This window comes from Streptomyces sp. NPDC001339, from assembly GCF_042895955.1.
GTDB lineage: Bacteria > Actinomycetota > Actinomycetes > Streptomycetales > Streptomycetaceae > Streptomyces.
Window position 1 is genome coordinate 306,374 of sequence record NZ_JBIAWT010000002.1, and the last position, 26,985, is coordinate 333,358.

Below are 26,985 nucleotides of genomic sequence, written 5' to 3' on the forward strand. Positions count from 1 at the left end.
GCGCCACGCACAACCACCCCGCATCGAGTGAGGTCTAACCGTGTCCAGCACGCCCACCACGCCCCAGCACCCCGAGACCGGAACCGCCCGCGTCAAGCGCGGTATGGCCGAACAGCTCAAGGGCGGCGTGATCATGGACGTCGTCACGCCGGAAGAGGCGAAGATCGCCGAGGACGCGGGCGCCGTCGCCGTCATGGCCCTGGAGCGGGTCCCCGCCGACATCCGCAAGGACGGCGGCGTGGCCCGTATGTCCGACCCCGACATGATCGACGGCATCATCAACGCCGTCTCCATCCCGGTCATGGCCAAGTCCCGCATCGGCCACTTCGTCGAGGCCCAGGTCCTCCAGTCGCTCGGTGTCGACTACATCGACGAGTCCGAGGTCCTCACCCCCGCCGACGAGGTCAACCACTCCGACAAGTGGGCCTTCACCACCCCCTTCGTCTGCGGCGCCACCAACCTGGGCGAGGCGCTGCGCCGGATCGCCGAGGGCGCGGCCATGATCCGCTCGAAGGGCGAGGCCGGTACCGGCAACGTCGTCGAGGCGGTCCGTCACCTGCGCCAGATCAAGGGCGAGATCGCCAAGCTGCGCGGCTGCGACCACAACGAGCTGTTCGCCGCCGCCAAGGAACTGCGCGCCCCGTACGAGCTGGTCAAGGAGGTCGCCGAGCTCGGCAAGCTGCCGGTCGTGCTGTTCTCCGCCGGCGGTGTGGCCACCCCGGCCGACGCCGCGCTGATGCGTCAGCTCGGTGCCGAGGGCGTGTTCGTCGGCTCCGGCATCTTCAAGTCGGGTGACCCGGCCAAGCGCGCCGCGGCGATCGTGAAGGCCACCACCTTCTACGACGACCCGAAGGTCATTGCGGACGTCTCCCGCAACCTGGGCGAGGCCATGGTCGGCATCAACTGCGACACCCTCCCCGAGGCCGAGCGCTACGCCAACCGCGGCTGGTGACGTAAGAGCATGACTGGCACCCCCACCATCGGTGTGCTGGCCCTCCAGGGCGACGTCCGCGAGCACCTCACGGCGCTCGCGGACGCCGGTGCCCAGGCGCGGCCGGTCCGCCGTCCCGAGGAACTGGCCGAGGTCTCCGGCCTGGTCATACCGGGCGGCGAGTCCACCACGATGTCCAAGCTGGCGGTCGTCTTCGGCATGCTGGAGCCGCTGCGCGCCTTCGTACGGGCCGGGAAGCCGGTCTACGGCACCTGCGCCGGCATGATCATGGTCGCGGACAAGCTGCTGGACGGCCGTGAGGACCAGGAGACGCTCGGCGGCATCGACATGATCGTGCGCCGTAACGCCTTCGGGCGGCAGAACGAGTCCTTCGAGGCGGCCATCGACGTCGCCGGCGTCTCCGGCGGTCCGGTCGAGGGCGTCTTCATCCGGGCGCCCTGGGTCGAGTCGGTCGGCGGCGGCGTCGAGGTCCTGGCGACGTACGACGGTCACACGGTGGCCGTGCGGCAGGGTAACGTCCTCGCCACCTCCTTCCACCCGGAGCTCACCGGTGACCACCGGGTGCACGCCCTGTTCGTGGACATGGTGAGAGCCGCGGCCCGCGGGCAGGATGCGGCCCCGGCTGAGTAACGCCGGGTGATCCGGTCCCGGTAGGATCGAGGGCGTTCGTTTCGGAAATTGGTGACGCGAAGGAGACAGGCGGATGTCCGGCCACTCTAAATGGGCTACGACGAAGCACAAGAAGGCCGTGATCGATGCCAAGCGCGGCAAGCTCTTCGCGAAGCTGATCAAGAACATCGAGGTCGCGGCCCGTATGGGCGGCGCCGACATCGACGGCAACCCGACCCTCTTCGACGCCATCCAGAAGGCGAAGAAGCAGTCGGTGCCGAACAAGAACATCGACTCCGCGGTCAAGCGCGGTGCCGGCCTGGAGGCCGGTGGTGCCGACTACGAGACGATCATGTACGAGGGTTACGGCCCCAACGGTGTCGCGGTGCTCATCGAGTGCCTCACCGACAACCGCAACCGCGCCGCCTCGGACGTCCGCGTCGCCATGACCCGCAACGGCGGTTCGATGGCCGACCCGGGTTCGGTGTCGTACCTCTTCAACCGCAAGGGCGTGGTGATCGTCCCCAAGGGCGAGCTGACCGAGGACGATGTGCTCGGCGCGGTCCTGGACGCGGGTGCCGAGGAGGTCAACGACCTGGGTGAGTCCTTCGAGGTGCTCAGCGAGGCCACGGACCTGGTCGCCGTCCGTACCGCCCTCCAGGAGGCCGGGATCGACTACGACTCGGCCGAGGCCAACTTCGTGCCGACCATGCAGGTCGAGCTGGAGGAAGAGGGCGCGCGCAAGATCTTCAAGCTGATCGACGCGCTGGAGGACAGCGACGACGTGCAGAACGTCTTCGCCAACTTCGACGTATCGGACGCGGTCATGGAGAAGGTCGACGCCTGAGCCGTTGAGGGCAGGTATGAGCGGGCCGGTGGGACACGTCCCCCGGCCCGCTGCCGTTGTCAGTGGCGGCGGATAGCCTCGCAAGGACATCAAATCGCCGCTACGGGCCGCAACCATCAATTGAGGTACCCCGACGGCGATTGACCACGTCCGCGAGAGCGGCGGCGGTTTAGCCGCAGAGAGGGGAGGGGCGCCCGTGAAGGTGCTCGGGGTGGACCCGGGGCTGACGCGCTGCGGCGTCGGCGTGGTCGAGGGGGTGGCCGGCCGCCCGCTGACGATGGCCGGCGTCGGGGTCGTCCGCACGCCCGCGGACGCCGACATCGCCCACCGCCTCGTCCTCATCGAGCGCGGCATCGACGAGTGGCTGGACGCCCACCGCCCCGAATACGTCGCCGTGGAGCGGGTGTTCAGCCAGCACAACGTCCGTACGGTCATGGGCACCGCCCAGGCCAGTGCGGTCGCCATGCTCTGCGCCGCCCGCCGCGGACTGCCGGTCGCCCTGCACACCCCCAGCGAGGTCAAGGCCGCCGTCACGGGCTCCGGCCGGGCCGACAAGGCCCAGGTCGGCGCGATGGTCACGCGCCTGCTCCGGCTCAGCGCACCGCCGAAGCCGGCGGACGCCGCCGACGCCCTCGCCCTCGCCATCTGCCACATCTGGCGCGCCCCCGCGGTCAACCGCCTCCAGCAGGCGCAGGCCGCCGCCCGCCGCACCTCCGCTCCCGTCCGTACGCTGAAGGGCACCCGATGATCGCCTTTGTCTCCGGCCCGGTCGCGGCCCTGGCTCCCGATACCGCCGTGGTCGAGGTCGGCGGGGTCGGCATGGCCGTGCAGTGCACGCCGAACACGCTCTCCGCGCTGCGCGTCGGACAGCAGGCCAAGCTCGCCACCTCCCTCGTCGTCCGTGAGGACTCGTTGACGCTCTACGGCTTCGCGGACGACGACGAACGGCAGACCTTCGAGCTGCTGCAGACCGCCAGTGGCGTCGGCCCCCGGCTCGCCCAGGCGATGCTCGCGGTGCACTCCCCGGACGCGCTCCGGCTGGCGGTCGCAACCGGCGACGAGAAGGCCCTCACCGCCGTGCCCGGCATCGGCAAGAAGGGCGCCCAGAAGCTGCTGCTGGAGCTCAAGGACCGGCTCGGCGAGCCGGTGGGCGGCGGCCGCGCGGGCGTCGGCAGCGCCGTCACAGCCGGCTGGCGCGATCAGCTGCAGGCCGCCCTGATCGGGCTGGGCTACGCCACCCGCGAGGCGGACGAGGCGGTCGCCGCGGTCACCCCGCAGGCCGAGGCGGCCCTCGCCGCGGGCGGCGCACCCCAGGTGCCGCAGTTGCTCAAGGCCGCCCTCCAGACCCTCAATCGCGCGCGATGACCGCCGCCACCTGGGCCCACCGCCCCCGACCGCGCGCGATGACCGGCCCGGCCGGCGGGGCGCACCGCCCCCGACCGTACGACCATGACGGCGGCCCGGCCGCCCCGACCCCGCGAGGCAATCCGCAGTGAACTGGGACGACACCGCACCGCCCACCGAGGACGCCGCTCCCGGCGGCCCCGACCGGCTGGTCGGCGCCGCCGCGGACGGTGAGGACACCGCCGTCGAGGCCGCGCTGCGGCCCAAGGATCTCGCCGAGTTCGTGGGCCAGGAGCGGGTGCGTGAGCAGCTCGACCTGGTGCTGCGCGCCGCCCGGGCCCGCGGCGCCACCGCCGATCACGTCCTGCTGTCCGGCGCGCCGGGCCTCGGCAAGACCACCCTCTCGATGATCATCGCCGCCGAGATGGGCGCCCCGATCCGGATCACCTCAGGCCCCGCCATCCAGCACGCCGGCGACCTCGCCGCGATCCTCTCCTCCCTCCAGGAGGGCGAGGTCCTCTTCCTCGACGAGATCCACCGGATGTCCCGGCCGGCCGAGGAGATGCTCTACATGGCGATGGAGGACTTCCGCGTCGACGTGATCGTCGGCAAGGGCCCGGGCGCCACCGCCATCCCGCTCGAACTCCCACCGTTCACCCTGGTCGGCGCCACGACCAGGGCCGGACTGCTGCCGCCCCCGCTGCGCGACCGCTTCGGCTTCACCGCCCATATGGAGTTCTACGCCCCCGCCGAGCTCCAGCGGGTCATCCACCGCTCGGCCGGACTGCTGGACGTGGAGATAGAGGCCGACGGCGCCGCCGAGATCGCCGGCCGCTCCCGCGGCACCCCCCGTATCGCCAACCGCCTGCTGCGCCGCGTCCGCGACTACGCCCAGGTCAAGGCCGACGGCCTGATCACCCGCGAGATCGCCTCCCAGGCCCTGGGCGTCTACGAGGTCGACGCCCGCGGGCTGGACCGCCTCGACCGCGCCGTGCTCACGGCGCTGCTGAAGCTGTTCGGCGGCGGGCCGGTGGGCCTGTCCACCCTCGCGGTCGCGGTGGGGGAGGAGCGCGAGACGGTCGAGGAGGTCGCCGAGCCGTTCCTCGTACGGGAGGGACTGCTGGCCAGGACCCCCAGGGGCCGGATCGCGACGCCGGCCGCCTGGACGCATATGGGCCTGGTCCCGCCGCAGCCCCCGGCGGGCGGCGGCGGGCAGCAGGGCCTGTTCGGCCCCTGACGGCGCGGGGACTCGCCCGGGCAGGAACTGCGGTGCGATGCTGTGCGTTGTTCCACTGGTGGGGACTCGCTTAGACTCCGCCGATGCCGTCCGTAGCGGTCGGCATACCCACCCCCGTATATGAGGCCGCGGATGCGCGGTCGTGTGAAGGATCTCCGTCCCGTGAAACAACTCGTGACCCTCCTCCCGTTCATCGTCCTCATCGGGGCCATGTTCCTGATGACGCGGTCCGCCAAGAAGAAGCAGCAGGCGGCCGCGGCAATGCGCAACGAGATGCAGCCGGGCGCCGGCGTGCGGACCATCGGCGGCATGTACGCCACCGTCAAGGAGGTCCACGACGACACCGTCCTCCTCGAGGTCGCCCCCGGCGTGCACGCCCTCTACGCCAAGAACGCCATCGGCGCGGTGCTCGCGGACGAGGAGTACAACCGCATCCTGGACGGTGCCGAGGCCGTGCAGGGCGCCGAGCCGGTCGTCCCGGACGACGCCTCGTCGCTGACCGGCGAGGGCGCCGGCGCGGGCGACAAGATCGACCTCGGCAAGACCGAGGGCGAGCCGGGCAAGGACACCGGGGACAGCAAGGACACCGGGGACGCCAAGGACGCCGACAAGGCCGCTGCCGCGGACGAGAAGAAGACCGGCGGCGACGCGAAGTAATCCATCCCACGGAACCGCGGAGCACGCGTCGTGTCGTGCACCGCGGTTCCGGGACGGTTTAGGCTCCGGCGGGGGCAGTCCCCACAACATTCGTGGCCGCCCGGCCGATCACCCCGGGCCGAGGCGGTTGGACAGGGAGAAACGAGAAGGTGGCAGCACCGAAGAAGGGCCGCAGGGCGCCCGCGGGCCAAGGGCATCCGGGCCGCACATTGGTCCTGATCCTGATCGTGATGGTGGGGCTGATCGGAGGGATGTTCGTCTCCGGCACGCTGACCCCCCGCCTGGGCATCGACCTGGCGGGCGGTACGAGCTTCACGCTCCAGGCCCAGAACACGCCGGGCAAGCCCAACGCGATCAACGAGACCAACATGAAGACCGCGGCCGGGATCATGGAGCGGCGGGTCAACGGTCTGGGTGTGTCCGAGGCCGAGGTCCAGACCCAGGGCACGAACCACATCATCGTGAACATCCCGCGGGGGACGGACGCGAAGCAGGCTCGCCAGCAGGTCGGCACGACCGCCCAGCTCGGCTTCCGCCCGGTGCTGACCACGACCGTCGGTACCAAGAGCCCCGAGCCGGCGCCCGGCGCCTCGAAGGACGCGAAGGCCAAGAGCGGCAAGGGCGACAAGGACAAGGACGCCAAGGCCAAGAGCGGCGACAAGAAGGACGACAAGGCGAAGGGCAGCGAGGGGGACGAGGCGAAGAACGCCTCCGCGACCCCCAGTGCCACGCCCACTGCCCAGGGCCGCGCCGCCACGGCCGCCCTGAAGAAGGCGCCGTCCGACAAGCCCGGCCCGTCCGGCTCGCAGAAGCCGTCCATCCCCCCGGTGCCGCCGCCCGGCGGCGGTGCGGACATCCCGCCGGCCCTCCAGAAGCAGCTGGCCGCGCTGGACTGTTCCACGGACCGGAACCGCGCCCTGGCCAGTGAGAAGGCCGCCGGCGTCAAGCCGTCCGACCCCGTGGTGGCCTGCAACGAGGACGGCTCGCAGAAGTACGTGCTCGGCCCGATCGCCGTCGAGGGCACCGACGTCAAGGGTGCCAAGGCGGTCTTCGAGAGCCAGCAGGGCCAGGGCTGGATCGTCCAGCTGGACTTCACCTCCGAGGGCGGCAAGAAGTTCGCCGACATCACCGGCAAGCTCGCCGCCAAGGCCCAGCCGCAGAACCAGTTCGCGATCGTCCTGGACGGCCACGTCGTCTCCGACCCGCGGGTCAACGAGCGGATCAACGGCGGCAACGCCACCATCTCCGGCGGCTTCACTCAGCAGACCGCCGAGGACCTGGCGAACATGCTGTCCTACGGCGCCCTGCCGCTCTCCTTCAAGATCGACGACGAGACCACGGTCACCGCGGCGCTCGGCGGCGAACAGCTGAAGGGCGGCCTGATCGCCGGCGCCATCGGCCTGGCCCTCGTCGTGATCTACCTCGTCGCCTACTACCGAGGGCTGGCGCTGGTCGCGCTGGCGAGCCTCGCCGTCTCCGGCATCCTGACGTACGCGATCATGACGCTGCTGGGCCCGGCCATCCAGTTCGCCCTGAACCTCCCGGCGGTCTGCGGCGCCATCGTCGCCATCGGTATCACCGCCGACTCGTTCATCGTCTACTTCGAACGCATCCGGGACGAGATCCGCGAAGGACGCACGCTGCGCCCGGCCGTCGAGCGCGGCTGGCCGCGGGCCCGCCGGACGATCCTGGTCTCCGACTTCGTGTCGTTCCTGGCCGCGGCGGTGCTGTTCATCGTCACCGTCGGCAAGGTGCAGGGCTTCGCGTTCACGCTCGGCCTGACCACGCTCCTCGACGTCGTCGTGGTCTTCCTGTTCACCAAGCCCCTGATGACGCTGCTGGCCCGGCGGAAGTTCTTCGCCGACGGACACTCCTGGTCCGGCCTCGACCCCAAGCGCCTGGGCGCCAAGCCGCCGCTGCGCCGTCGTCGCACCGCCCCCACCCAGACGAAGGAGGCGTGAGATGTCCAAGCTCGGAAACCTCGGCGCCCGGCTCTACCGCGGTGAGGTCGGCTACGACTTCATCGGCAAGCGGAAGATCTGGTACGGCATCTCGATTCTCATCACCATCACGGCCATCGTCGGCCTGGCGGTGCGCAGCCTGAACATGGGCATCGAGTTCTCCGGCGGTGCGGTCTTCACCACCCCGAAGACCTCGGTGTCCACGTCCCAGGCGCAGGAGTACGCCGAGTCGGCGGCCGGCGGCCATCAGGCGATGGTCCAGCAGCTCGGCGACGGCGCGCTGCGCATCCAGATCTCCGATCTCGACACCAAGCAGGCGGTGCCGGTCCAGGAGGAGCTCGCCAAGCAGCTGAAGGTCCCGGCCAAGGACGTCAACACCCAGCTGGTCGGCCCGAGTTGGGGTGAGCAGATCGCCAACAAGGCCTGGCTGGGCCTGGGGATCTTCATGGTCCTCGTGGTGCTCTACCTGGCCATCGCCTTCGAATGGCGCATGGCGCTGGCCGCGCTGATCGCGCTGATCCACGACCTCACGATCACGGTCGGCGTCTACGCCCTGGTCGGCTTCGAGGTCACCCCGGGCACGGTCATCGGTCTGCTGACGATCCTCGGCTACTCGCTGTACGACACGGTCGTCGTCTTCGACAGCCTGAAGGAATCCTCGAAGGACATCACCAAGCAGTCCCGCTTCACCTACGCCGAGATCGCCAACCGTTCGATCAACGGCACCCTGGTGCGGTCGATCAACACCACGGTCGTGGCACTGCTCCCGGTCGCCGGTCTGCTGTTCGTCGGTGGCGGTGTGCTGGGCGCGGGCATGCTCAACGACATCTCGCTGGCCCTGTTCGTGGGTCTCGCCGCCGGTGCCTACTCGTCGATCTTCATCGCCACCCCGCTGGTGGCCGACTTCAAGAGCAGCGAGCCGGAGATGAAGGCGCTGGCCAAGCGGGTGAAGGCGAAGCGCGCCGCGGCCGCTGCCAAGGCCGCGAGCCAGGAGTCCGAGGACGTACCGGGCACGGAGGAGGCCGAGGACGCCGAGGACGGTGCCGAGGCCGGCACCGCGGTCGTCGGCCAGCGCCGGCAGCCCGCCGCCCGCCCCCGCGGACGCGGCCGTACGTCGGGCAAGCGCCGATGAGCGCCCCGGCTGCCCTGCGGGAGCAGCTGCTCAGCCGGATCGCCGATGTCCCCGACTATCCCAAGCCGGGGGTGATGTTCAAGGACATCACGCCGCTGCTGGCCGACCCGGCCGCGTTCGGCGCGCTCACCGACGCCTTCGCCGAGCTGTGTGCGCGCCACCGCGCGGACAAGGTCGTCGGCCTGGAGGCGCGCGGCTTCATACTCGCCGCCCCGGTCGCGGTCCGTGCCGGTATCGGCTTCGTGCCCGTACGCAAGGCCGGCAAGCTGCCCGGCGCCACGCTCGGCCAGGCGTACGAGCTGGAGTACGGCACCGCCGAGATCGAGATCCACGCCGACGCGCTGGGCCCGGGCGACCGGGTCCTGGTGATCGACGACGTCCTGGCCACCGGCGGCACGGCCGATGCGTCGGTGCAGCTCATCCGGCGGGCGGGCGCCGAGGTCGCCGGCCTGGCGGTGCTGCTGGAGCTGGGTTTCCTGGACGGCCGGCAGCGGCTGGAGCCGGGGCTGGCGGGCGCTCCGCTGGAGGCCCTGATCACGGTCTGAGGCGCAGCCCGGCCCGGGTCCGGCCCGCCTGTACGCACCCTCGTCGCAGCAGGGGCATCCGGAACGATCCGGGTGCCCCTGCTGCTGTGTCATGTACGGTCCATGGCCGCGCGGCAGCCGCGGCCGCAAGGTCGATACCATGGCATCCCGGCCCGTTCGAGGTCCTGGGGTCCGGAACCGCTTGAGGAGTGCTCTTGCCAGACGAGGCCCAGCCGCTCTCCCCCGGACTGCGTCCGACGGGGTCCGATGCCACGCGCCCGGACCAGCCGAAGCCGGCGAACGCGGCGTCCTCGCCCGCGCCCGGGCCCGAGCGGAACGGCGGGTCCGGCCGGACGGACCCGCCCCCGCCGCCGGCCACGGCGCCCGCCGCGCCCCCGGCCTCCGGCGACCGGTCCCGTCAGGCGCCCGCACCAGGGCCCGCCTCCGCCTCGTCCCGGCCCGCTGCCGCCCCGGCCCGCGCGCCCAAGCCGCCCGCCAAGGCCGACCAGCCCGCCGCACCCCGACCGCTGCCGCCGGCTCCCGCCGGCCGCTCCGGCTCCCCCAACCGGGTACGGGCCCGCCTCGCCCGGCTGGGCGTGCAGCGCTCCAGCCCGTACAACCCGGTCCTGGAGCCGCTGCTGCGGGCCGTCCGCGGCAACGACCCCAAGATCGAGACCGCGACGCTGCGCCAGGTCGAGCGGGCCTACCAGGTCGCCGAGCGCTGGCACCGCGGCCAGAAGCGCAAGAGCGGCGACCCGTACATCACCCACCCGCTCGCGGTCACCACCATCCTCGCCGAGCTGGGCATGGACCCGGCCACGCTGATGGCGGGGCTGCTGCACGACACCGTCGAGGACACCGAGTACGGCCTGGAGCAGCTGCGCCGCGACTTCGGCGACCAGGTCGCCCTCCTCGTCGACGGCGTCACCAAGCTCGACAAGGTCAAGTTCGGTGAGGCCGCGCAGGCCGAGACGGTCCGCAAGATGGTCGTCGCCATGGCCAAGGACCCCCGCGTCCTGGTGATCAAGCTCGCCGACCGCCTGCACAACATGCGCACGATGCGCTACCTCAAGCGGGAGAAGCAGGAGAAGAAGGCCCGCGAGACCCTGGAGATCTACGCTCCGCTCGCCCACCGGCTGGGCATGAACACCATCAAGTGGGAGCTGGAGGACCTCGCCTTCGCGATCCTCTACCCCAAGATGTACGACGAGATCGTGCGGCTGGTCGCCGAGCGGGCGCCCAAGCGGGACGAGTACCTGGCGATAGTGACCGACGAGGTCCAGGCCGATCTGCGCGCCGCCCGTATCAAGGCCACCGTCACCGGCCGTCCGAAGCACTACTACAGCGTCTACCAGAAGATGATCGTGCGCGGCCGCGACTTCGCCGAGATCTACGACCTGGTGGGCATCCGCGTCCTCGTCGACACGGTCCGCGACTGCTACGCCGCCCTCGGCACCATCCACGCGCGGTGGAACCCGGTCCCCGGCCGGTTCAAGGACTACATCGCGATGCCGAAGTTCAACATGTACCAGTCGCTGCACACGACGGTCATCGGGCCCAACGGCAAGCCGGTCGAACTCCAGATCCGCACCTTCGACATGCACCGCCGGGCCGAGTACGGCATCGCCGCCCACTGGAAGTACAAGCAGGAGGCGGTGGCCGGCGCCTCCAAGATCCGTACGGATGTGCCGAAGTCCGCCGCCGGCAAGGCCGGCAAGGACAGCGCCGCCGTCAACGACATGGCCTGGCTGCGGCAGTTGCTCGACTGGCAGAAGGAGACCGAGGACCCGGGCGAGTTCCTGGAGTCGCTCCGCTTCGACCTGTCCCGCAACGAGGTCTTCGTCTTCACGCCGAAGGGCGATGTGATAGCGCTGCCGGCCGGCGCCACCCCCGTCGACTTCGCGTACGCGGTGCACACCGAGGTCGGCCACCGCACGATAGGCGCCCGGGTCAACGGACGGCTCGTACCGCTCGAATCGACCCTGGACAACGGCGACTTGGTGGAGGTCTTCACCTCCAAGGCGCCGGGCGCCGGACCGTCCCGCGACTGGCTCGGCTTCGTCAAGTCCCCGCGCGCCCGCAACAAGATCCGCGGCTGGTTCTCCAAGGAGCGCCGCGACGAGGCGATCGAGCAGGGCAAGGACGCCATCGCGCGGGCCATGCGCAAGCAGAACCTGCCCATCCAGCGGATCCTGACCGGCGACTCCCTGGTCACCCTCGCGCACGAGATGCGCTACCCCGACATCTCCTCCCTCTACGCGGCCATCGGCGAGGGCCATGTCGCGGCGCAGGGCGTCGTCCAGAAGCTGGTGCAGGCGCTCGGCGGCCAGGACGAGGCCACCGAGGACATCGCCGAATCCACCCCGATCCGGCCGCGCTCCAAGCGCCGCTCCAGCGCGGACCCCGGTGTGGTCGTCAAGGGTGTCGACGACGTCTGGGTCAAGCTGGCCCGCTGCTGTACGCCGGTGCCGGGGGACCCGATCATCGGCTTCGTCACCCGCGGCAGCGGCGTCTCGGTGCACCGCGCCGACTGCGTCAACGTCGACTCGCTGTCCCGGCAGCCGGAGCGGATCCTGGACGTCGAATGGGCGCCCACCCAGTCCTCGGTGTTCCTGGTCGCCATCCAGGTCGAGGCCCTGGACCGCTCCCGGCTCCTCTCCGATGTCACCCGGGTCCTCTCCGACCAGCACGTCAACATCCTGTCGGCGGCCGTCCAGACCTCCCGCGACCGCGTCGCCACCTCCCGCTTCACCTTCGAGATGGGCGACCCGAAGCATCTGGGGCACGTCCTGAAGGCGGTACGGGGCGTGGAGGGCGTGTACGACGTGTACCGGGTCACGTCGGCCCGCCGGCCCTGAGCACATACGAAAGAGGGCCCGGTATGAGCTTCGTACCGGGCCCTCCTCGTCTGGCACCTCAGCCATTAATTGAGGAACCCCTACGGCGAGAAACCACCTCCGCGAGAGCGGCGGCGGTTTAGCCGCAAAAGTCAGCCGCCGAACTCCTCAAGGCCCTTGAGCGCCTGGTCCAGCAGCGCCTTGCGGCCCTCCAGCTCCCGGCCGAGCTTGTCGGCCTTGGCGTCGTTGCCGGCCGCCCGGGCCGCGTCGATCTGCTTCCGCAGCTTGTCGACGGCGTCCTGGAGCTGGCCGGTCAGCCCCGCGGCGCGGGCCCGCGCCTCAGGGTTGGTACGCCGCCACTCGGACTCCTCGGCCTCCTGGATGGCGCGCTCGACGGCGTGCATCCGGCCCTCGATCTTGGGGCGGGCGTCCCGCGGGACGTGGCCGATGGCCTCCCACCGCTCGTTGATCGACCGGAACGCGGCCCGTGCGGCCTTCAGGTCCGTGACCGGGAGGAGCTTCTCGGCCTCGACGGCCAGCTCCTCCTTGCGGGTGAGGTTCTCCCGCTGCTCGGCGTCGCGCTCCGCGAAGACCTCGCCGCGCGCCTGGAAGAAGACGTCCTGGGCGCTGCGGAAGCGGTTCCACAGGTCGTCCTCGTGCTCGCGCTGGGCGCGGCCCGCGGCCTTCCAGTCCGCCATCAGCTCGCGGTAGCGCGCCGCGGTGGCGCCCCAGTCCGTCGAGCGCGACAGCGACTCGGCCTCGGCGACCAGCTTCTCCTTGGCCTTGCGGGACTCCTCGCGCTGGGCGTCCAGCGATGCGAAGTGCGCCTTGCGCCGCTTGGAGAACGCCGAGCGGGCGTGCGAGAAGCGGTGCCACAGCTCGTCGTCCGTCTTGCGGTCCAGCCGCGGCAGGCCCTTCCAGGTGTCGACCAGGGCCCGCAGCCGTTCGCCGGCCGACCGCCACTGCTCACTGGCCGCCAGCTCCTCGGCCTCGGCGACCAGCTTCTCCTTGGCCTGCCGGGCCTCGTCGGTCTGCTTGGCCTTCTGCGCCCTGCGCTCCTCGCGGCGCGCGTCGACGGTCGCGACAAGCGCGTCCAGCCGCTTCCTCAGCGCGTCCAGGTCGCCGACCGCGTGGTGCTCGTCGACCTGCTGGCGCAGATGGTCGATCGCGGTCGCGGCGTCCTTCGCCGACAGGTCGGTGGTCCTGACCCGGCGCTCGAGGAGGCCGATCTCGACGACCAGGCCCTCATACTTGCGCTCGAAGTAGGCGAGGGCCTCCTCGGGAGTTCCCGCCTGCCACGATCCGACGACCTGCTCGCCGTCGGCGGTACGCACGTACACGGTCCCCGTCTCGTCGACGCGGCCCCATGGGTCGCTGCTCACAGCGCCTCCTCCACATGATGCCGACGAGGGCGTGCGGCCCCCCGGCATCGTCCACAGTTTCTGTCCGGCAGGGCCGCGCCCTGGCCGGTCCGACGGGCCGTTATGCCGTTATGCGGGTGAGGGTGGCAGCCGTCGGATCAGGCACCCTACACAACGCCAATCTAGGCGACCGGCAGGTCGGCTGTCCGCATCCAGCACGACCGAAATTCCGCGGTTCGCACGCGGGGGCGAACACCGCCGGCCCCGCGTACCGGGCAGGTCAGGACTTCTTGACGGCTGCCTTGTCGATCACGACGGTGGCGTTCGGCGGGGTGTTGCGGGTCCGCGGGTCCGGCGGTGCGGCACCGGCGTCGGCGATCTTGCGCAGTACGTCCATCCCGCTGGTGATGGTGCCGAACGGCGTGTAGTTCGGGGGCAGCTCGCTGTCCTGGAAGACGAGGAAGAACTGGCTGCCGCCGGTGTTGCGGGTCTTCTCGTCGCTGCCGTCGTACCTGTTGGCCATCGCGAGCGTGCCCGCCGGGTAGACGTTGCCCTTGAGCCGTGGGTCCTTGAGGTTCTCGTCCGGGATCGTGTAGCCGGGTGTCCCGCTGCCGGTGGCCGTCGGGTCGCCGCACTGCAGGACGTGAATGCCCTGATCCACCAGACGGTGGCACCTGCTGTGGTCGAAGTAGCCCTGACCGGCCAGGAAGGCGAAGGAGTTGACCGTGCGCGGCGCCTTCGCCGGGTCCAGCTTCAGGCCGATCGTGCCGCAGGTCGTGCTGAGCGTGGCGGAGTAGGAGGTCTCGGTGTCGATCGACATCGCCGGCTCCTTCTTCCAGGTCTTCTTCGACGGGCTGCCCGGTGCGGGCTTGCCGCAGGGGTCCGTCGCCTTCCGCGCGTCGGTCCGCTCGTCACCGTCGCCGGCGAGTCCGATGCCGGCGTAGGCGGCGGCGCCGGCGGCCAGGGCGACGGCGACCGCGGACGCGATGATCACGTTGCGGCGCCTGGCCTGGCGCCGCGACTCGGCCCGCCGCTGCCGCTGCCGCTCGAACTTCTGCCGGGCGAGCTGCCGCCGCCGCTGATCCCTGCTGACCACCGGTCGTCTCCTTGTCCGATCGTCCGTCTGTCGCTTCGCCGTGGCCGTACCGTATACGGGTTCGCCCTACGGGCGGCCATACGGGTTCGCCCTGCCGGGAGTCCCGCCGGTAGGCTCTGGAGCTGCCGAGATGTCCGGGAGCGGTCCCGCGGACCGACCCTCCACACCGACCTTTAAGGACGAACGTGCTGATTGCCGGGTTCCCCGCCGGGGCCTGGGGCACCAACTGCTACCTGGTTGCCCCCGCCGCCGGCGAGGAGTGCGTCATCATCGACCCGGGCCACCAGGCGGCCCAAGGAGTCGAGGACGCGGTCAGGAAGCATCGGCTCAAGCCCGTCGCCGTCGTTCTCACGCATGGTCATATCGACCATGTCGCCTCGGTCGTGCCGGTGTGCGGCGCACACGACGTCCCGGCCTGGATCCACCCCGAGGACCGCTACATGATGAGCGACCCGGAGAAGGCCCTCGGCCGCTCCATCGGTCAGCAGCTCATGGGCGAACTGACGGTGGGGGAGCCGGACGACGTCAAGGAGCTGAGCGACGGCACCGCCCTGGAGCTCGCCGGGATGGAGTTCTCCGTCGCGCACGCACCGGGCCATACCAAGGGGTCGGTGACGTTCAGGATGCCCGAGCAGGCGGACATTCCGCCGGTCTTCTTCTCGGGCGACCTGCTGTTCGCCGGCTCCATCGGACGCACCGACCTGCCGGGCGGTGACCACGCCGAGATCCTCCGGTCGCTGGAGCGCGTATGCCTCCCCCTGGACGACTCGACCGTGGTCCTCTCCGGCCACGGCCCCCAGACCACCATCGGCCGCGAGCGCGCCACCAACCCCTTCCTGCGTGAGGTGGCGTCCGGCCTCGGAGACGGCTTCACCGCCGCTCCACGACGAGGAATGTGACGAGAAGGCTTTCCGTGAGCACCTTCAAGGCCCCCAAGGGCACGTACGACCTGATCCCGCCGCAGTCGGCCACCTACCTCGCGGTGCGCGAGGCGATCGCCGCGCCGCTGAAGAACTCCGGCTACGGCTACATCGAGACGCCCGGCTTCGAGAACGTCGAGCTGTTCGCGCGCGGTGTCGGTGAGTCCACCGACATCGTGACCAAGGAGATGTACGCCTTCGAGACCAAGGGCGGCGACCAGCTCGCGCTGCGCCCCGAGGGCACCGCGTCCGTCCTGCGCGCCGCACTGGAGGCCAACCTCCACAAGGCCGGCAACCTCCCGGTCAAGCTCTGGTACTCCGGCTCGTACTACCGTTACGAGCGTCCGCAGAAGGGCCGCTACCGCCACTTCTCCCAGGTGGGCGCCGAGGCCATCGGCGCCGAGGACCCGGCGCTGGACGCCGAGCTGATCATCCTGGCCGACCAGGCCTACCGCTCGCTGGGGCTCAGCGACTTCCGCATCCTGCTGAACTCCCTGGGCGACAAGGAGTGCCGCCCCGTCTACCGGGCCGCGCTGCAGGACTTCCTGCGCGGGCTGGAGCTGGACGAGGACACCCGCCGCCGGATCGAGATCAACCCGCTGCGGGTCCTGGACGACAAGCGCGAGTCGGTCCAGGAGCAGCTCATCGGGGCGCCGATGCTGCGCGACTACCTGTGCGAGGCCTGCAAGGCGTACCACGAGCAGGTGCGCGAGCTGCTGTCCGCGGCGGGCGTGGCCTTCGAGGACGATGTGAAGCTGGTCCGCGGCCTGGACTACTACACCCGCACCACCTTCGAGTTCGTCCACGACGGTCTCGGCTCGCAGTCCGCGGTGGGCGGCGGCGGCCGCTACGACGGCCTGTCGGAGATGATCGGCGGCCCCGCGCTGCCGTCCGTCGGCTGGGCGCTGGGCGTCGACCGCACGGTGCTGGCGCTGGAGGCGGAGGGCATCACGCTCGACCTCCCGCCCACCACCGCCGTGTACGCGGTCCCGCTCGGCGAGGAGGCCCGCCGGGTGCTGTTCGGCGTGGTCACCGAGCTGCGCCGGTCCGGTGTCGCCACCGACTTCGCGTACGGCGGCAAGGGGCTGAAGAACGCCATGAAGTCCGCCAACCGCTCCGGTGCGCGGCTGGCCGTCGTGGCCGGTGAGCGGGACCTGGCCGAGGGCGTCGTCCAGGTGAAGGATCTGGAGAGCGGCGAGCAGACCCCGGTCGCGGTGGACGCGGTGGCCGACGAGGTCCGGCGCCGGCTGGGCTGAGGAGGCCCGTACGAGGCCCGGGGCCCGTACCCCGGGGCTCGCAGGGCCGGGGGCTCGTACCGCCCGGGCCGAGGCTGTACGACGGCGTCCCCGGCGGTGGCGCCGTCAAGCGTCCGCCTGCGGATTCACCCCGTTCGACTGCCGCCTCTTTATGCGCAGCGAACAGAGGGTCGTTGTCGAATTGGGGCACAATGAAGGGCGCGCTCGCCACCCCGCGGGCGCGCCCGGCCTCATCTCCCACCGACCGACGGAACGGCCCATGACGACGACAGCGGTTGACGACGTCTCTCTCGATGACGACCAGGCGAACGGCGCGGGCACCATCGGTGCGGGCCGCGGCTTCGCGTTGCTCCTGGTGATCACGGGCGCGCTCGGCGCGCTGGCGGCCTGGATCATCACGCTGGACAAATTCGAGCTGCTGAAGGACCCGAACTTCAAGCCGGCCTGCAGCTTCAACCCGATCATCTCCTGCGGCAGCGTCATGCAGAGCGAGCAGGCGGAGGTCTTCGGCTTCCCCAACCCGATGGCGGGGCTGGTCGGCTTCGGCGTGGTCATCGCGATCGGAATGGCCCTGCTGGCGGGCGCCCGCTTCCGCGGCTGGTACTGGATCGGGCTGAACATCGGCACCGGCCTCGCCTCGGTGTTCTGCATGTGGCTGATGAGCCAGTCGCTGTACAGCATCAACGCGCTCTGCCTGTGGTGCACGCTGACCTGGTGCGTCACGATCCTGATGTTCTGGTACACCACCGTGCACAACATCAAGCACGGCATCATCCCGGCCCCCGCGGGTCTGCGGAAGGCCGTCCTGGAGTTCCACTGGGTCGTGCCGGTGATCTGGTACGGCGTGATCGCGCTGCTGATCCTCACCCGGTGGTGGTCGACGTACTGGAGCACGCTGCTCTAGGACCCGTGCCCGGAAGTACGTGCCCGGAAGTACGGCGCCTGCCCCGGCGCCCGGATTCCTCAGGCCTCCTTCCTGACTGACGCCCCTGGTCACCGCCGTGGCCGGGGGCGTTGTCAGTGGGGTGGCATAGGCTCGTGATCGTGGAACCCGACCTGTTCACCGCCGCCGCCGAAGACCGCCAGGAGAAGGACCCCGCCGGGTCCCCGCTCGCCGTGCGGATGCGTCCGCGCACCCTCGACGAAGTCGTGGGCCAGCAGCATCTGCTCAAGCCCGGTTCGCCGCTGCGGCGGCTGGTGGGGGAGGGCAGCGGCGGCCCGGCGGGGCCGTCCTCGGTGTTCCTGTGGGGGCCGCCCGGCATCGGCAAGACGACCCTCGCGTACGTCGTCAGCCAGGCGACCAACAAGCGCTTCGTCGAGCTCTCCGCGATCACCGCCGGGGTCAAGGAGGTCCGCGCGGTCATCGACGGCGCCCGGCGGGCCTCCGGCGGCTTCGGCAAGGAGACCGTCCTCTTCCTCGACGAGATCCACCGCTTCAGCAAGGCGCAGCAGGACTCCCTGCTGCCCGCCGTGGAGAACCGCTGGGTCACCCTGATCGCCGCGACGACCGAGAATCCGTACTTCTCGGTGATCTCCCCGCTGCTCTCCCGCTCGCTGCTGCTGACCCTCGAACCGCTCACGGACGACGACCTGCGCGGCCTGCTGCGCCGCGCGCTCACGGACGCCCGCGGGCTGGCGGGGGCGGTGTCCCTCCCCGAGGACACCGAGGCGCATCTGCTCCGGATCGCCGGCGGTGACGCCCGGCGCGCGCTGACGGCTCTGGAGGCCGGGGCCGGGTCGGCGATAGCCAAGGGCGAGGAGGAGATCACCCTCGCGACGCTGGAGGAGTCCGTCGACCGGGCCGCGGTCACGTACGACCGCAGCGGCGACCAGCACTACGACGTGGCCAGCGCGCTGATCAAGTCCATCCGCGGCTCGGACGTCGATGCCGCGCTGCACTACCTCGCGCGCATGATCGAGGCGGGGGAGGACCCGCGGTTCATCGCCCGCCGGCTGATGATCTCGGCGAGCGAGGACATCGGCCTGGCCGATCCCACCGCCCTGCCGACGGCGGTGGCGGCTGCCCAGGCCGTCGCGCTGATCGGCTTCCCGGAGGCGGCCCTCACCCTCAGCCACGCCACCATCGCGCTGGCCCTCGCGCCCAAGTCCAACTCCGCCACCACGGCCATCGGCGCGGCGCTGGAGGACGTCCGCAAGGGGCTCGCCGGCCCGGTCCCGCCGCATCTGCGGGACGGCCACTACCAGGGCGCCAAGAAGCTCGGCCACGCCCAGGGCTATCTGTATCCGCACGATCTGCCCGGCGGTATCGCGGCCCAGCAGTACGCCCCGGACGCGCTGCACGGCAAGCAGTACTACACCCCCACCCGCTACGGCGCCGAGGCGCGGTACGCCGATGTCGTCGAGCGGGTGCGCGCCCGGCTGCGCGACGCCTCCGGCGAGGCCGCCGCGGAGTAGCCGGGGCGGACAGGGCACTTCTGCCGGGGCGGACAGGGCACTTCTGACGGATATCCGCGGCCGTCAGGCCGTCAGCAGTGCCCTACCCCTCCGCCGCCTCGAAGAGCACATGCATCGCCCGCCGCAGCTCCGCCACGTCCCGGACGGGCTCGGGGAAGTCGAAGCGGGCGTCGAAGGTCTGCCCGCGGTCGCCCGGGGCACGCTCCCCGGACCCCGGGACGAAGCGCACGCGCAGGCCGAAGCGGTCCAGGGCCACCGGCACGGCGCGGTCGCGCAGCCCGCAGAGCCGCCCGCGCTCGCCCAGCAGGGCACACAGGCCGCGCACCTGCTCGCTGTGCGCCGCGTCCAGATGCTGGAGGAGCTCCGCCTCGTGCGCCACCAGTGGGTCGGGGGCCGCGGCGGCGAAGGCGTCCGGCTCGACGGCCTCGGCGCCCCACAGGTCGTCCACCGCGCCCTCGCCGACCTCCAGGCGCAGCATCATCCAGGCGGCCCGCCCGCACGGGCCGGTGCTGCCCGGCTCCGGCCGCAGCGCCTCACCGATGCCGAGCAGCTCGCCCACGGGGTGCCGCTCGGCGAGCAGCATCGCCGCCCGGGCGCGCTGCTCGTTGCGTACGGGGGTCAGCCAGCCGGCCACCCAGGCCCGTCCGCGGATGCGATGGGGCACCGAAACCGGCGCGACGTCCGTGATTTCCATCACTGCGGTGAGGTCGTCGTCCTGGGCGTAGGCGGCCGCCCGAGCGGCCGCGGAGTCCCCAGGAACCAGCAACAGCACGTCTCCCTCGGGTGTTACGGTCCGGCAGACGGGTGCCGAGAGCCCGGTCTCGTCGGGGTCCTCGACACCGGGCAGGTTCAGGGACGCCATACCATGGGACTCGACGAGGGTTCGTACGCGCTCGGCGGCACTTGGCTGCTGGGCGTTTTCCTTGGGACGCGGCTGACCCGCTTCGGTGCTCTGACCAGCACCGGGCAGGGGGATCCCAGGTCGAAACATGCGTTCTCCTCGCGCTAAGGTAAGCCTCACCTAACTTACATGGAGGAACGTTCCACGTGAACCAGTCGCGCCCCAAGGTCAAGAAGTCCCGAGCGCTCGGCATCGCGCTCACCCCCAAGGCCGTCAAGTACTTCGAGGCCCGCCCCTACCCGCCCGGCGAGCACGGCCGTGGCCGCAAGCAGAACAGTGACTACAAGGTCCGTCTGCTGGAGAAGCAGCGTCTGCGCGCTCAGTACGACATCAGCGAGCGCCAGATGGCCCGTGCCTACGACCGCGCTCGGAAGGTCGAAGGCAAGACGGGCGAGGCCCTCATCGTCGAGCTTGAGCGCCGTCTGGACGCGCTCGTCCTGCGGTCGGGCATCGCCCGCACCATCTACCAGGCCCGCCAGATGGTCGTCCACGGCCACATCGCGGTCAACGACCGCAAGGTCGACAAGCCGTCCTTCCGCGTCCGCCCCGGCGACGTGGTGATGGTCCGCGAGCGCAGCCGCGAGAAGCACCCCTTCCAGGTTGCGCGTGAGGGCGGCTACGCCCTCGACGGCGAGACCCCGCGCTACCTGGAGGTCAACCTGCAGGCTCTGGCGTTCCGCCTCGACCGGGACCCGAACCGCAAGGAGATCCCCGTGATCTGCGACGAGCAGCTCGTCGTCGAGTACTACGCCCGCTAAGCACCACCGCAGGCGCAGCACCGCACCAGGCCCGCCGTCTCCCCACCGCTCGCGGAGGGGGAGCCGGCGGGCTCGCTCGTTGGCGGGCGGCGCGATCCGCCCGCGTCACGGGGAACGGGGTACGGACGGACAGTCACGGCGCGATAAGGTCGAGGCTGCCGTTCGAGCAGGACGAGACCAGATCAGAGCAGCAGTCGGACCAATCGAGGAGTAGGTGCCATCGTGTCCGGTGGAGAGGTGGCCGGGATCCTCGTGGCCGTCTTCTGGGCGATCCTCGTGTCGTTCCTCGCCCTTGTGCTGGTGAGGCTCGCGCAGACACTGAAGGCGACCACGAAGCTGGTGGCCGAGGTGTCCGAGCAGGCCGTGCCGTTGCTCGCCGACGCCTCCGCGACGGTCCGCTCCGCGCACACCCAGCTCGCCCGCGTCGACGCCATCGCCGCCGATGTGCAGGAGGTCACCGCCAACGCCTCCGCGCTCTCCTCGACCGTCTCCTCCGCCTTCGGCGGACCGCTGGTCAAGGTGGCCGCGTTCGGCTACGGCGTACGCCGCGCGATCGGCAGGAAGGGCGAAGCAGCCCCTGCCGCCGGGCGCGCGGAGCGCACCGTCGTCGTCGGCCGTACCCTGCCCGGCGCCCGCCGCGGCGGGCGCCGCAACCGCCGCTCCAAGGACTGATCACCGCGATGTTCCGCCGCGCATTCTGGTTCACCACCGGCGCCGCCGCCGGGGTGTGGGCCACCAACAAGGTCCACCGAAAGCTGCGCAAGCTGCAGCCCGACAGCCTCGCCGCCCAGGCGGTGGAGAAGGCCGTCGAGACCGGACACCGGCTGCGCCAATTTTCATTGGACGTACGGACCGGAATGGCGGACCGTGAAGAGCAGCTGCACGATGCCCTCGGGCTCGGTGCCCCCGATGAGGTGCGCCGGCTGCCCGCACCGCGCCGCGCGGCGCTCGAACCGCAGTACCGAACCACGAGAAGCACCGGACCGAACGGTCTGACCGGATCGAACGGTCCCACCGGACCGACTGGAAAAGAGGACCACTGATGGAGTCGGCTGAAATCCGCCGCCGCTGGCTGCGCTTCTTCGAGGAGCGCGGGCACACCGTCGTGCCGTCGGCGTCGCTCATCGCGGACGACCCGACGCTGCTGCTCGTCAACGCGGGCATGGTCCCCTTCAAGCCGTACTTCCTCGGCGAGGTCAAGCCGCCCTACAAGACGGCCACCAGCGTCCAGAAGTGCGTCCGTACGCCGGACATCGAAGAGGTCGGCAAGACCACCCGGCACGGCACGTTCTTCCAGATGTGCGGCAACTTCTCCTTCGGCGACTACTTCAAGGAAGGCGCCATCAAGCACGCCTGGGAGCTGCTGACCAGCTCGCAGGACGACGGCGGCTACGGCCTCGACCCGGAGAAGCTCTGGATCACCGTCTACCTCGAGGACGACGAGGCCGAGCGCATCTGGCACGAGGTCGTCGGGGTGCCCAAGGAGCGCATCCAGCGCCTGGGCAAGAAGGAGAACTACTGGTCCATGGGCGTCCCGGGCCCCTGCGGCCCGTGCTCCGAGATCAACTACGACCGCGGCCCCGAGTTCGGCATCGAAGGCGGCCCGGCCGTCAACGACGAGCGGTACGTGGAGATCTGGAACCTGGTCTTCATGCAGTACGAGCGCGGCGCGGGCATCGGCAAGGAGGACTTCGAGATCCTCGGCGAGCTGCCCAGCAAGAACATCGACACCGGCCTCGGCCTGGAACGCCTGGCGATGATCCTCCAGGGCGTCCGCAACATGTACGAGACGGACACCCTCCGCGTCGTCATCGACAAGGCCACCGAGCTCACCGGCGTCCGCTACGGCGCCGCCGACGGCTCCGACGTCTCGCTGCGCGTGGTCGCCGACCACCTCCGTACGTCCACGATGCTCATCGGCGACGGCGTCACCCCCGGCAACGAGGGCCGCGGCTACGTCCTGCGCCGCATCATGCGCCGCGCCATCCGCAACATGCGGCTGCTCGGCGCCACCGGCCCGGTCGTCGGCGAGCTGCTCGACGTGGTCATCAGGACCATGGGCCAGCAGTACCCCGAACTGCTGGCGGACCGCAGCCGCATCGAGACGGTCGCCCTCGCCGAGGAGGCCGCCTTCCTCAAGACGCTCAAGGCCGGCACCAACATCCTCGACACCGCGGTCACCGAGACCAAGGCCGCCGGCGGCACCGTCCTCGCCGGCGACAAGGCCTTCCTGCTCCACGACACCTGGGGCTTCCCGATCGACCTCACCCTCGAAATGGCCGCCGAACAGGGCCTGTCGGTGGACGAGTCGGGCTTCCGCCGCCTGATGACGGAGCAGCGCGAGCGCGCCAAGGCCGACGCCCAGGCCAAGAAGAGCGGCCACGCCGACCTCGGCGCCTACCGCGAGATCGCCGACGCCTCCGGCGAGACCGACTTCATCGGCTATGCCCGGACGGAGGGCGAGTCCCGCATCGTGGGCATCCTCGTCGACGGCGTGTCCTCGCCCGCCGCCTCCGAGGGCGACGAGGTCGAGATCGTCCTCGACCGCACCCCGTTCTACGCCGAGGGCGGCGGCCAGATCGGCGACACCGGCCGGATCCGGCTGGACTCCGGCGCCGTCGTCGAGATCCGCGACTGCCAGAAGCCGGTCCCGGGTGTGTACGTGCACAAGGGCGTCGTCCAGGTCGGCGAGGTCACCGTGGGCGCCGCCGCGCACGCCTCGATCGACGTGCGCCGCCGCAAGGCCATCGCCCGCGCCCACTCGGCCACCCACCTCACCCACCAGGCGCTGCGCGACGCCCTCGGCCCGACCGCCGCCCAGGCCGGTTCGGAGAACCAGCCCGGCCGCTTCCGCTTCGACTTCGGCTCCCCGTCCGCCGTACCGCAGACGGTCATGACCGACGTCGAGCAGAAGATCAACGAGGTGCTCGCCCGCGACCTGGACGTCCAGGCCGAGGTCATGAGCCTCGACGAGGCCAAGAAGCAGGGCGCCATCGCCGAGTTCGGCGAGAAGTACGGCGACCGGGTGCGCGTCGTCACCATCGGCGACTTCTCCAAGGAGCTCTGCGGTGGTACGCACGTCCACAACACCGCCCAGCTGGGCCTGGTGAAGCTGCTCGGCGAGTCCTCCATCGGCTCGGGCGTGCGCCGTATCGAGGCCCTGGTCGGCGTCGACGCGTACGGCTTCCTCGCCAAGGAGCACACGGTCGTCGCCCAGCTCCAGGAGCTGCTCAAGGGCCGCCCGGAGGAGCTGCCCGAGAAGGTCTCCGCGATGCTCGGCAAGCTGAAGGACGCCGAGAAGGAGATCGAGAAGTTCCGCGCCGAGAAGGTGCTCCAGGCCGCCGCCGGGCTGGCCGAGGGTGCCAAGGACGTCCGCGGGGTGGCGCTGGCCTCCGGCCAGGTCCCGGACGGCACCTCCGCCGACGACCTGCGCAAGCTCGTCCTCGACGTCCGCGGCCGGATCCAGGGCGGCCGCCCCGCCGTGGTGGCGCTCTTCTCGGTCGCCAACGGCCGCCCGGTGACGGTCATCGCCACCAACGAGGCCGCCCGCGAGCGCGGTATCAAGGCCGGTGACCTGGTCCGCACGGCCGCCAAGACGCTCGGCGGTGGTGGCGGCGGCAAGCCGGACGTCGCCCAGGGCGGCGGCCAGAACCCCGCCGCGGTGCCCGAGGCCATCGAGGCCGTCGAGCGCCTGGTGGCCGAGGCGGTCTGACGCGGTGAGCGACATGCGACGCGGCCGGCGCATCGCGGTGGATGTCGGGGACGCCCGGATCGGGGTCGCCTCGTGCGACCCCGACGGGGTCCTCGCCACCCCCGTCGAGACCGTCCCGGGACGTGACGTCCCGGCGGCTCACCGCCGGCTCAAGGCGATCGTCGAGGAGTACGAGCCGCTCGAAGTCGTGGTCGGCCTGCCCCGCTCCCTCAGTGGGGGAGAGGGGCCGGCCGCGGCCAAGGTCCGGGCCTTCGCCCAGGAGTTGGCGAGGAACATCTCACCCGTAGGGGTCCGGCTGGTCGACGAGCGGATGTCGACGGTCACCGCGACCCAGGGCCTGCGGGCCTCCGGAGTGCGCAGCAAGAAGGGCCGTTCGGTGGTCGACCAGGCCGCCGCGGTGGTCATTCTGCAGAGCGCGCTGGAGACCGAGCGCGTCTCCGGGGAGCCTCCGGGCGAGAGCGTCGAAGTGGTCATCTGATCGCGATACGGTAACGTGCCGCGCGATGCGGCGGCGGTTCGAACAGCCGCGCGTGCAAGTAGAGGCGGATCGGTACAGCAAGCGCGCTGCCGGAACGGAGCGCACCGTCTCTCGGCTCTAGGGGATCGATGACCGAGTATGGCCGGGGCTATGGCTCCGAACCGTGGCATCCCGACGACCCGCTCTACGGAGACCAGGGGTCCTACGGAGGCCAGGCGCAGCAGCCTCAGTGGGGCGGGCAGCAGTCCGTCCCACAGCAGTACCGCGGTCCCCAGCAGCACCCGCAGCAGCAGTACCACGAGGGCGGCGGCTGGGACGGTTCCCAGGCCGGGCCGCCCGTGCAGGGCGGGCCCGGCGCACCGGGAGGGCACCCGCCGCACGGCGGGCAGCTGCCGTACGACCCTTACGACACCTACGGCCGGCCGGCTCCGGCCGATCCGTACGCCGGCACCGGCCAGGACTACATGGGCCAGGGCTACGCCGGCCAGGACTACACAGGCCAGGACTACTACGGTCACGGCCACCAGGACCCGTACCAGCAGCAGCCGCAGCAGCACGTACCGCAGGTGCCGCAGCAGATGCCGCCGTACCCGCGGCACGAGCAGCCGTACCCGCCGCAGCAGTACGAGCAGCCCGCACCACCACCACCGCCACCGCACCACCAGGACGTAGGGGACGACTGGCGGGACGGGCCGGAGCGCCCGCGGGATCCCGAGCGCCCGCGCGAGCCGGGGCCGGAGCACTCGTTCTTCGCCGACGATGACGAGGGCGGCCGCCCCGAGGACGATCCGCGCGAACGGCGCGGCAAACGGAACGGCAAGGACCACGAAGAGGACCGCGAAGACGGCACGGTCGGGAAGAAGACCGGCAAGAAGGCCGGCAAGAAGAAACGACGCAGCGGTACCGCCTGTCTCATCGTGACGCTGCTCCTCGCCGGTACGGTCGGCGCCGTCGGCTATTTCGGCTACGACTTCCTCAAGGCCCGCTTCGGATCGGCGCCCGATTACGAGGGAGAGGGGTCCGGCGATGTCCAGGTCGAGATTCCGGACGGTTCGCCGGTCGTGAAAATGGGGCAGATCCTCGCGGAGAAGGGCGTCATCAAGAGCGCCGGTGCCTTCACCGAGGCGGCCGAGGAGAAGAAGGCGACGGCCCTTCAGCCCGGCACGTATTCCCTGCGCAAGAGCATGTCGGCGGCCGCGGCCATCGAGCTGATGCTGGACCCCAAGAGCCGTAACGGCCTCACGATTCGCGAGGGGCTGCGGGCCGGCGCGGTCTACGAGCTCATCGACAAAAAGCTCAAGCTCAAGCCGGGCACCACCAAGGACGTCGCCAAGAACGAGGTGAAAAACCTCGGACTGCCGTCCTGGGCGAACAACTCCCCGAAGATCAAAGACCCGTTGGAAGGCTTCCTCTTCCCGTCGACCTACAGCGTCGGCGGCCATGTGAAGCCGGCGGACGTCCTCAAGCAGATGGTGGGCCGGGCCACCAAGGCGTACTCGGGTTACGACCTCGAAGCGGCCGCGCGGAAATTCGGTCTGAAGTCCCCGCTGGAGGTCATCACCGTTGCCAGCCTCACCCAGGCCGAAGGCATGACCCACGACGACTTCCGGAAGATGGCCGCGGTCGTCTACAACCGGCTCGCCCCGGCCAATACCGACACCAACCAGAAGCTCCAGTTCGACTCGACGTACAACTACCTGAAGAACCAGAGCAAGATCGATATCTCCCTCAAGGAGATCAACAACTACGACGACCCGTACAACACGTACTTCTACCGGGGTCTGCCGCCCGGCCCGATCGGCAACCCGGGCATCGAAGCGCTGAAGGCGACGGTCGCCCCGGACACCACGAAGCGGTGGCTCTACTTCGTCTCCATAGACGACAAGAAGACGGAATTCGCCACCGACCTCACCGAGCACAACAAGCTCGTCGAGGCACGCAAGAAGTGGCAGCGGGAACACCCACAGAACGGGAATTGAGAACCAGCC

At 70.7% G+C, this 26,985-nt stretch carries 24 protein-coding genes; 21 read left to right on the plus strand and 3 right to left on the minus strand.

Annotation, left to right across the window (positions count from 1 at the left end; genetic code table 11):
* Nucleotides 1-40 precede the first annotated feature (40 nt).
* From pdxS to ACFY12_RS06655, 11 genes are all read left to right on the plus strand, one after another.
* Complete coding sequence (gene pdxS / locus ACFY12_RS06605; protein WP_390714629.1) at nt 41-952, plus strand: pyridoxal 5'-phosphate synthase lyase subunit PdxS; 912 nt, start codon at nt 41-43, stop codon at nt 950-952.
* Nucleotides 953-961: 9 nt separating this feature from the next.
* Entirely contained in the window at nt 962-1,582 is a 621-nt protein-coding gene (gene pdxT / locus ACFY12_RS06610) for a pyridoxal 5'-phosphate synthase glutaminase subunit PdxT (RefSeq protein ID WP_390714630.1), read from the plus strand.
* A 73-nt stretch (nt 1,583-1,655) separates the two neighbouring features.
* Nucleotides 1,656-2,408: a YebC/PmpR family DNA-binding transcriptional regulator gene (locus tag ACFY12_RS06615; RefSeq protein WP_390714631.1), complete on the plus strand. Its 753-nt coding sequence runs from the start codon at nt 1,656-1,658 to the stop codon at nt 2,406-2,408.
* A gap of 196 nt (nt 2,409-2,604) precedes the next feature.
* On the plus strand, nt 2,605-3,156 hold the full coding sequence (gene ruvC / locus ACFY12_RS06620; protein ID WP_390714632.1) for a crossover junction endodeoxyribonuclease RuvC: 552 nt from the start codon (nt 2,605-2,607) through the stop codon (nt 3,154-3,156).
* Entirely contained in the window at nt 3,153-3,773 is a 621-nt protein-coding gene (ruvA, locus tag ACFY12_RS06625) for a Holliday junction branch migration protein RuvA (protein ID WP_390714633.1), read from the plus strand. Before ruvC ends, ruvA begins: the two co-directional genes overlap by 4 nt.
* Nucleotides 3,774-3,900: 127 nt before the next feature.
* Complete coding sequence (ruvB, locus tag ACFY12_RS06630; protein ID WP_390714634.1) at nt 3,901-4,989, plus strand: Holliday junction branch migration DNA helicase RuvB; 1,089 nt, start codon at nt 3,901-3,903, stop codon at nt 4,987-4,989.
* 132 nt (nt 4,990-5,121) lie between these two features.
* Nucleotides 5,122-5,646 carry a preprotein translocase subunit YajC gene (gene yajC / locus ACFY12_RS06635; RefSeq protein ID WP_390714635.1) on the plus strand — a complete coding sequence of 175 codons (525 nt, stop codon included), beginning with the start codon at nt 5,122-5,124 and terminating at the stop codon, nt 5,644-5,646.
* A gap of 149 nt (nt 5,647-5,795) precedes the next feature.
* Nucleotides 5,796-7,607, plus strand: a complete 1,812-nt coding sequence (secD, locus tag ACFY12_RS06640; RefSeq protein ID WP_390714636.1) for a protein translocase subunit SecD — start codon at nt 5,796-5,798, stop codon at nt 7,605-7,607.
* A gap of 1 nt (nt 7,608) precedes the next feature.
* Complete coding sequence (secF, locus tag ACFY12_RS06645) at nt 7,609-8,739, plus strand: protein translocase subunit SecF (protein WP_390714637.1); 1,131 nt, start codon at nt 7,609-7,611, stop codon at nt 8,737-8,739.
* Nucleotides 8,736-9,284 carry an adenine phosphoribosyltransferase gene (locus tag ACFY12_RS06650; RefSeq protein WP_390714638.1) on the plus strand — a complete coding sequence of 183 codons (549 nt, stop codon included), beginning with the start codon at nt 8,736-8,738 and terminating at the stop codon, nt 9,282-9,284. The genes secF and ACFY12_RS06650 overlap by 4 nt, the downstream gene beginning before the upstream one ends.
* A 194-nt stretch (nt 9,285-9,478) precedes the next feature.
* Nucleotides 9,479-12,121, plus strand: a complete 2,643-nt coding sequence (locus ACFY12_RS06655) for a RelA/SpoT family protein (RefSeq protein ID WP_390714639.1) — start codon at nt 9,479-9,481, stop codon at nt 12,119-12,121.
* A gap of 131 nt (nt 12,122-12,252) precedes the next feature.
* Here the strand turns inward: ACFY12_RS06655 and ACFY12_RS06660 are convergent, their stop codons facing one another.
* Entirely contained in the window at nt 12,253-13,482 is a 1,230-nt protein-coding gene (locus ACFY12_RS06660; RefSeq protein ID WP_390714640.1) for a DUF349 domain-containing protein, read from the minus strand.
* A gap of 259 nt (nt 13,483-13,741) precedes the next feature.
* Nucleotides 13,742-14,557 (minus strand): peptidylprolyl isomerase, encoded by an 816-nt coding sequence (locus ACFY12_RS06665; RefSeq protein ID WP_390714641.1) that lies wholly within the window; start codon nt 14,555-14,557, stop codon nt 13,742-13,744.
* Nucleotides 14,558-14,742: 185 nt separating this feature from the next.
* On the opposite strand from ACFY12_RS06665, the gene ACFY12_RS06670 reads away from it, so the two are divergent.
* The 4 genes from ACFY12_RS06670 (at nt 14,743) to ACFY12_RS06685 (ending at nt 19,148) form a co-directional block, all read left to right on the plus strand.
* On the plus strand, nt 14,743-15,456 hold the full coding sequence (locus ACFY12_RS06670; protein WP_390714642.1) for an MBL fold metallo-hydrolase: 714 nt from the start codon (nt 14,743-14,745) through the stop codon (nt 15,454-15,456).
* 14 nt (nt 15,457-15,470) lie between these two features.
* Nucleotides 15,471-16,733 (plus strand): histidine--tRNA ligase, encoded by a 1,263-nt coding sequence (hisS, locus tag ACFY12_RS06675; protein WP_390714643.1) that lies wholly within the window; start codon nt 15,471-15,473, stop codon nt 16,731-16,733.
* 259 nt (nt 16,734-16,992) lie between these two features.
* A complete protein-coding gene (locus tag ACFY12_RS06680) occupies nt 16,993-17,637 on the plus strand; it encodes a vitamin K epoxide reductase family protein (protein WP_390714644.1) in 645 nt (214 codons plus the stop codon).
* A gap of 140 nt (nt 17,638-17,777) precedes the next feature.
* Complete coding sequence (locus ACFY12_RS06685) at nt 17,778-19,148, plus strand: replication-associated recombination protein A (RefSeq protein ID WP_390714645.1); 1,371 nt, start codon at nt 17,778-17,780, stop codon at nt 19,146-19,148.
* A gap of 82 nt (nt 19,149-19,230) precedes the next feature.
* Here the strand turns inward: ACFY12_RS06685 and ACFY12_RS06690 are convergent, their stop codons facing one another.
* Nucleotides 19,231-20,010, minus strand: coding sequence for a DUF2470 domain-containing protein (locus ACFY12_RS06690; RefSeq protein ID WP_390715067.1), 780 nt, complete (start codon nt 20,008-20,010; stop codon nt 19,231-19,233).
* 185 nt (nt 20,011-20,195) lie between these two features.
* Here ACFY12_RS06690 and rpsD point away from each other — a divergent pair, with 185 nt between their 5' ends.
* The 6 genes from rpsD (at nt 20,196) to mltG (ending at nt 26,976) form a co-directional block, all read left to right on the plus strand.
* On the plus strand, nt 20,196-20,807 hold the full coding sequence (rpsD, locus tag ACFY12_RS06695) for a 30S ribosomal protein S4 (RefSeq protein WP_390714646.1): 612 nt from the start codon (nt 20,196-20,198) through the stop codon (nt 20,805-20,807).
* A 222-nt stretch (nt 20,808-21,029) separates the two neighbouring features.
* Complete coding sequence (locus ACFY12_RS06700) at nt 21,030-21,479, plus strand: DUF948 domain-containing protein (RefSeq protein WP_390714647.1); 450 nt, start codon at nt 21,030-21,032, stop codon at nt 21,477-21,479.
* 8 nt (nt 21,480-21,487) lie between these two features.
* Nucleotides 21,488-21,850, plus strand: coding sequence for a DUF6167 family protein (locus ACFY12_RS06705; RefSeq protein WP_390714648.1), 363 nt, complete (start codon nt 21,488-21,490; stop codon nt 21,848-21,850).
* Complete coding sequence (alaS, locus tag ACFY12_RS06710; RefSeq protein WP_390714649.1) at nt 21,850-24,519, plus strand: alanine--tRNA ligase; 2,670 nt, start codon at nt 21,850-21,852, stop codon at nt 24,517-24,519. Before ACFY12_RS06705 ends, alaS begins: the two co-directional genes overlap by 1 nt.
* A 13-nt stretch (nt 24,520-24,532) precedes the next feature.
* Nucleotides 24,533-24,997, plus strand: coding sequence for a Holliday junction resolvase RuvX (gene ruvX / locus ACFY12_RS06715; protein WP_390715068.1), 465 nt, complete (start codon nt 24,533-24,535; stop codon nt 24,995-24,997).
* A 128-nt stretch (nt 24,998-25,125) separates the two neighbouring features.
* Nucleotides 25,126-26,976 carry an endolytic transglycosylase MltG gene (gene mltG, locus ACFY12_RS06720; RefSeq protein ID WP_390714650.1) on the plus strand — a complete coding sequence of 617 codons (1,851 nt, stop codon included), beginning with the start codon at nt 25,126-25,128 and terminating at the stop codon, nt 26,974-26,976.
* Nucleotides 26,977-26,985 lie beyond the last annotated feature (9 nt).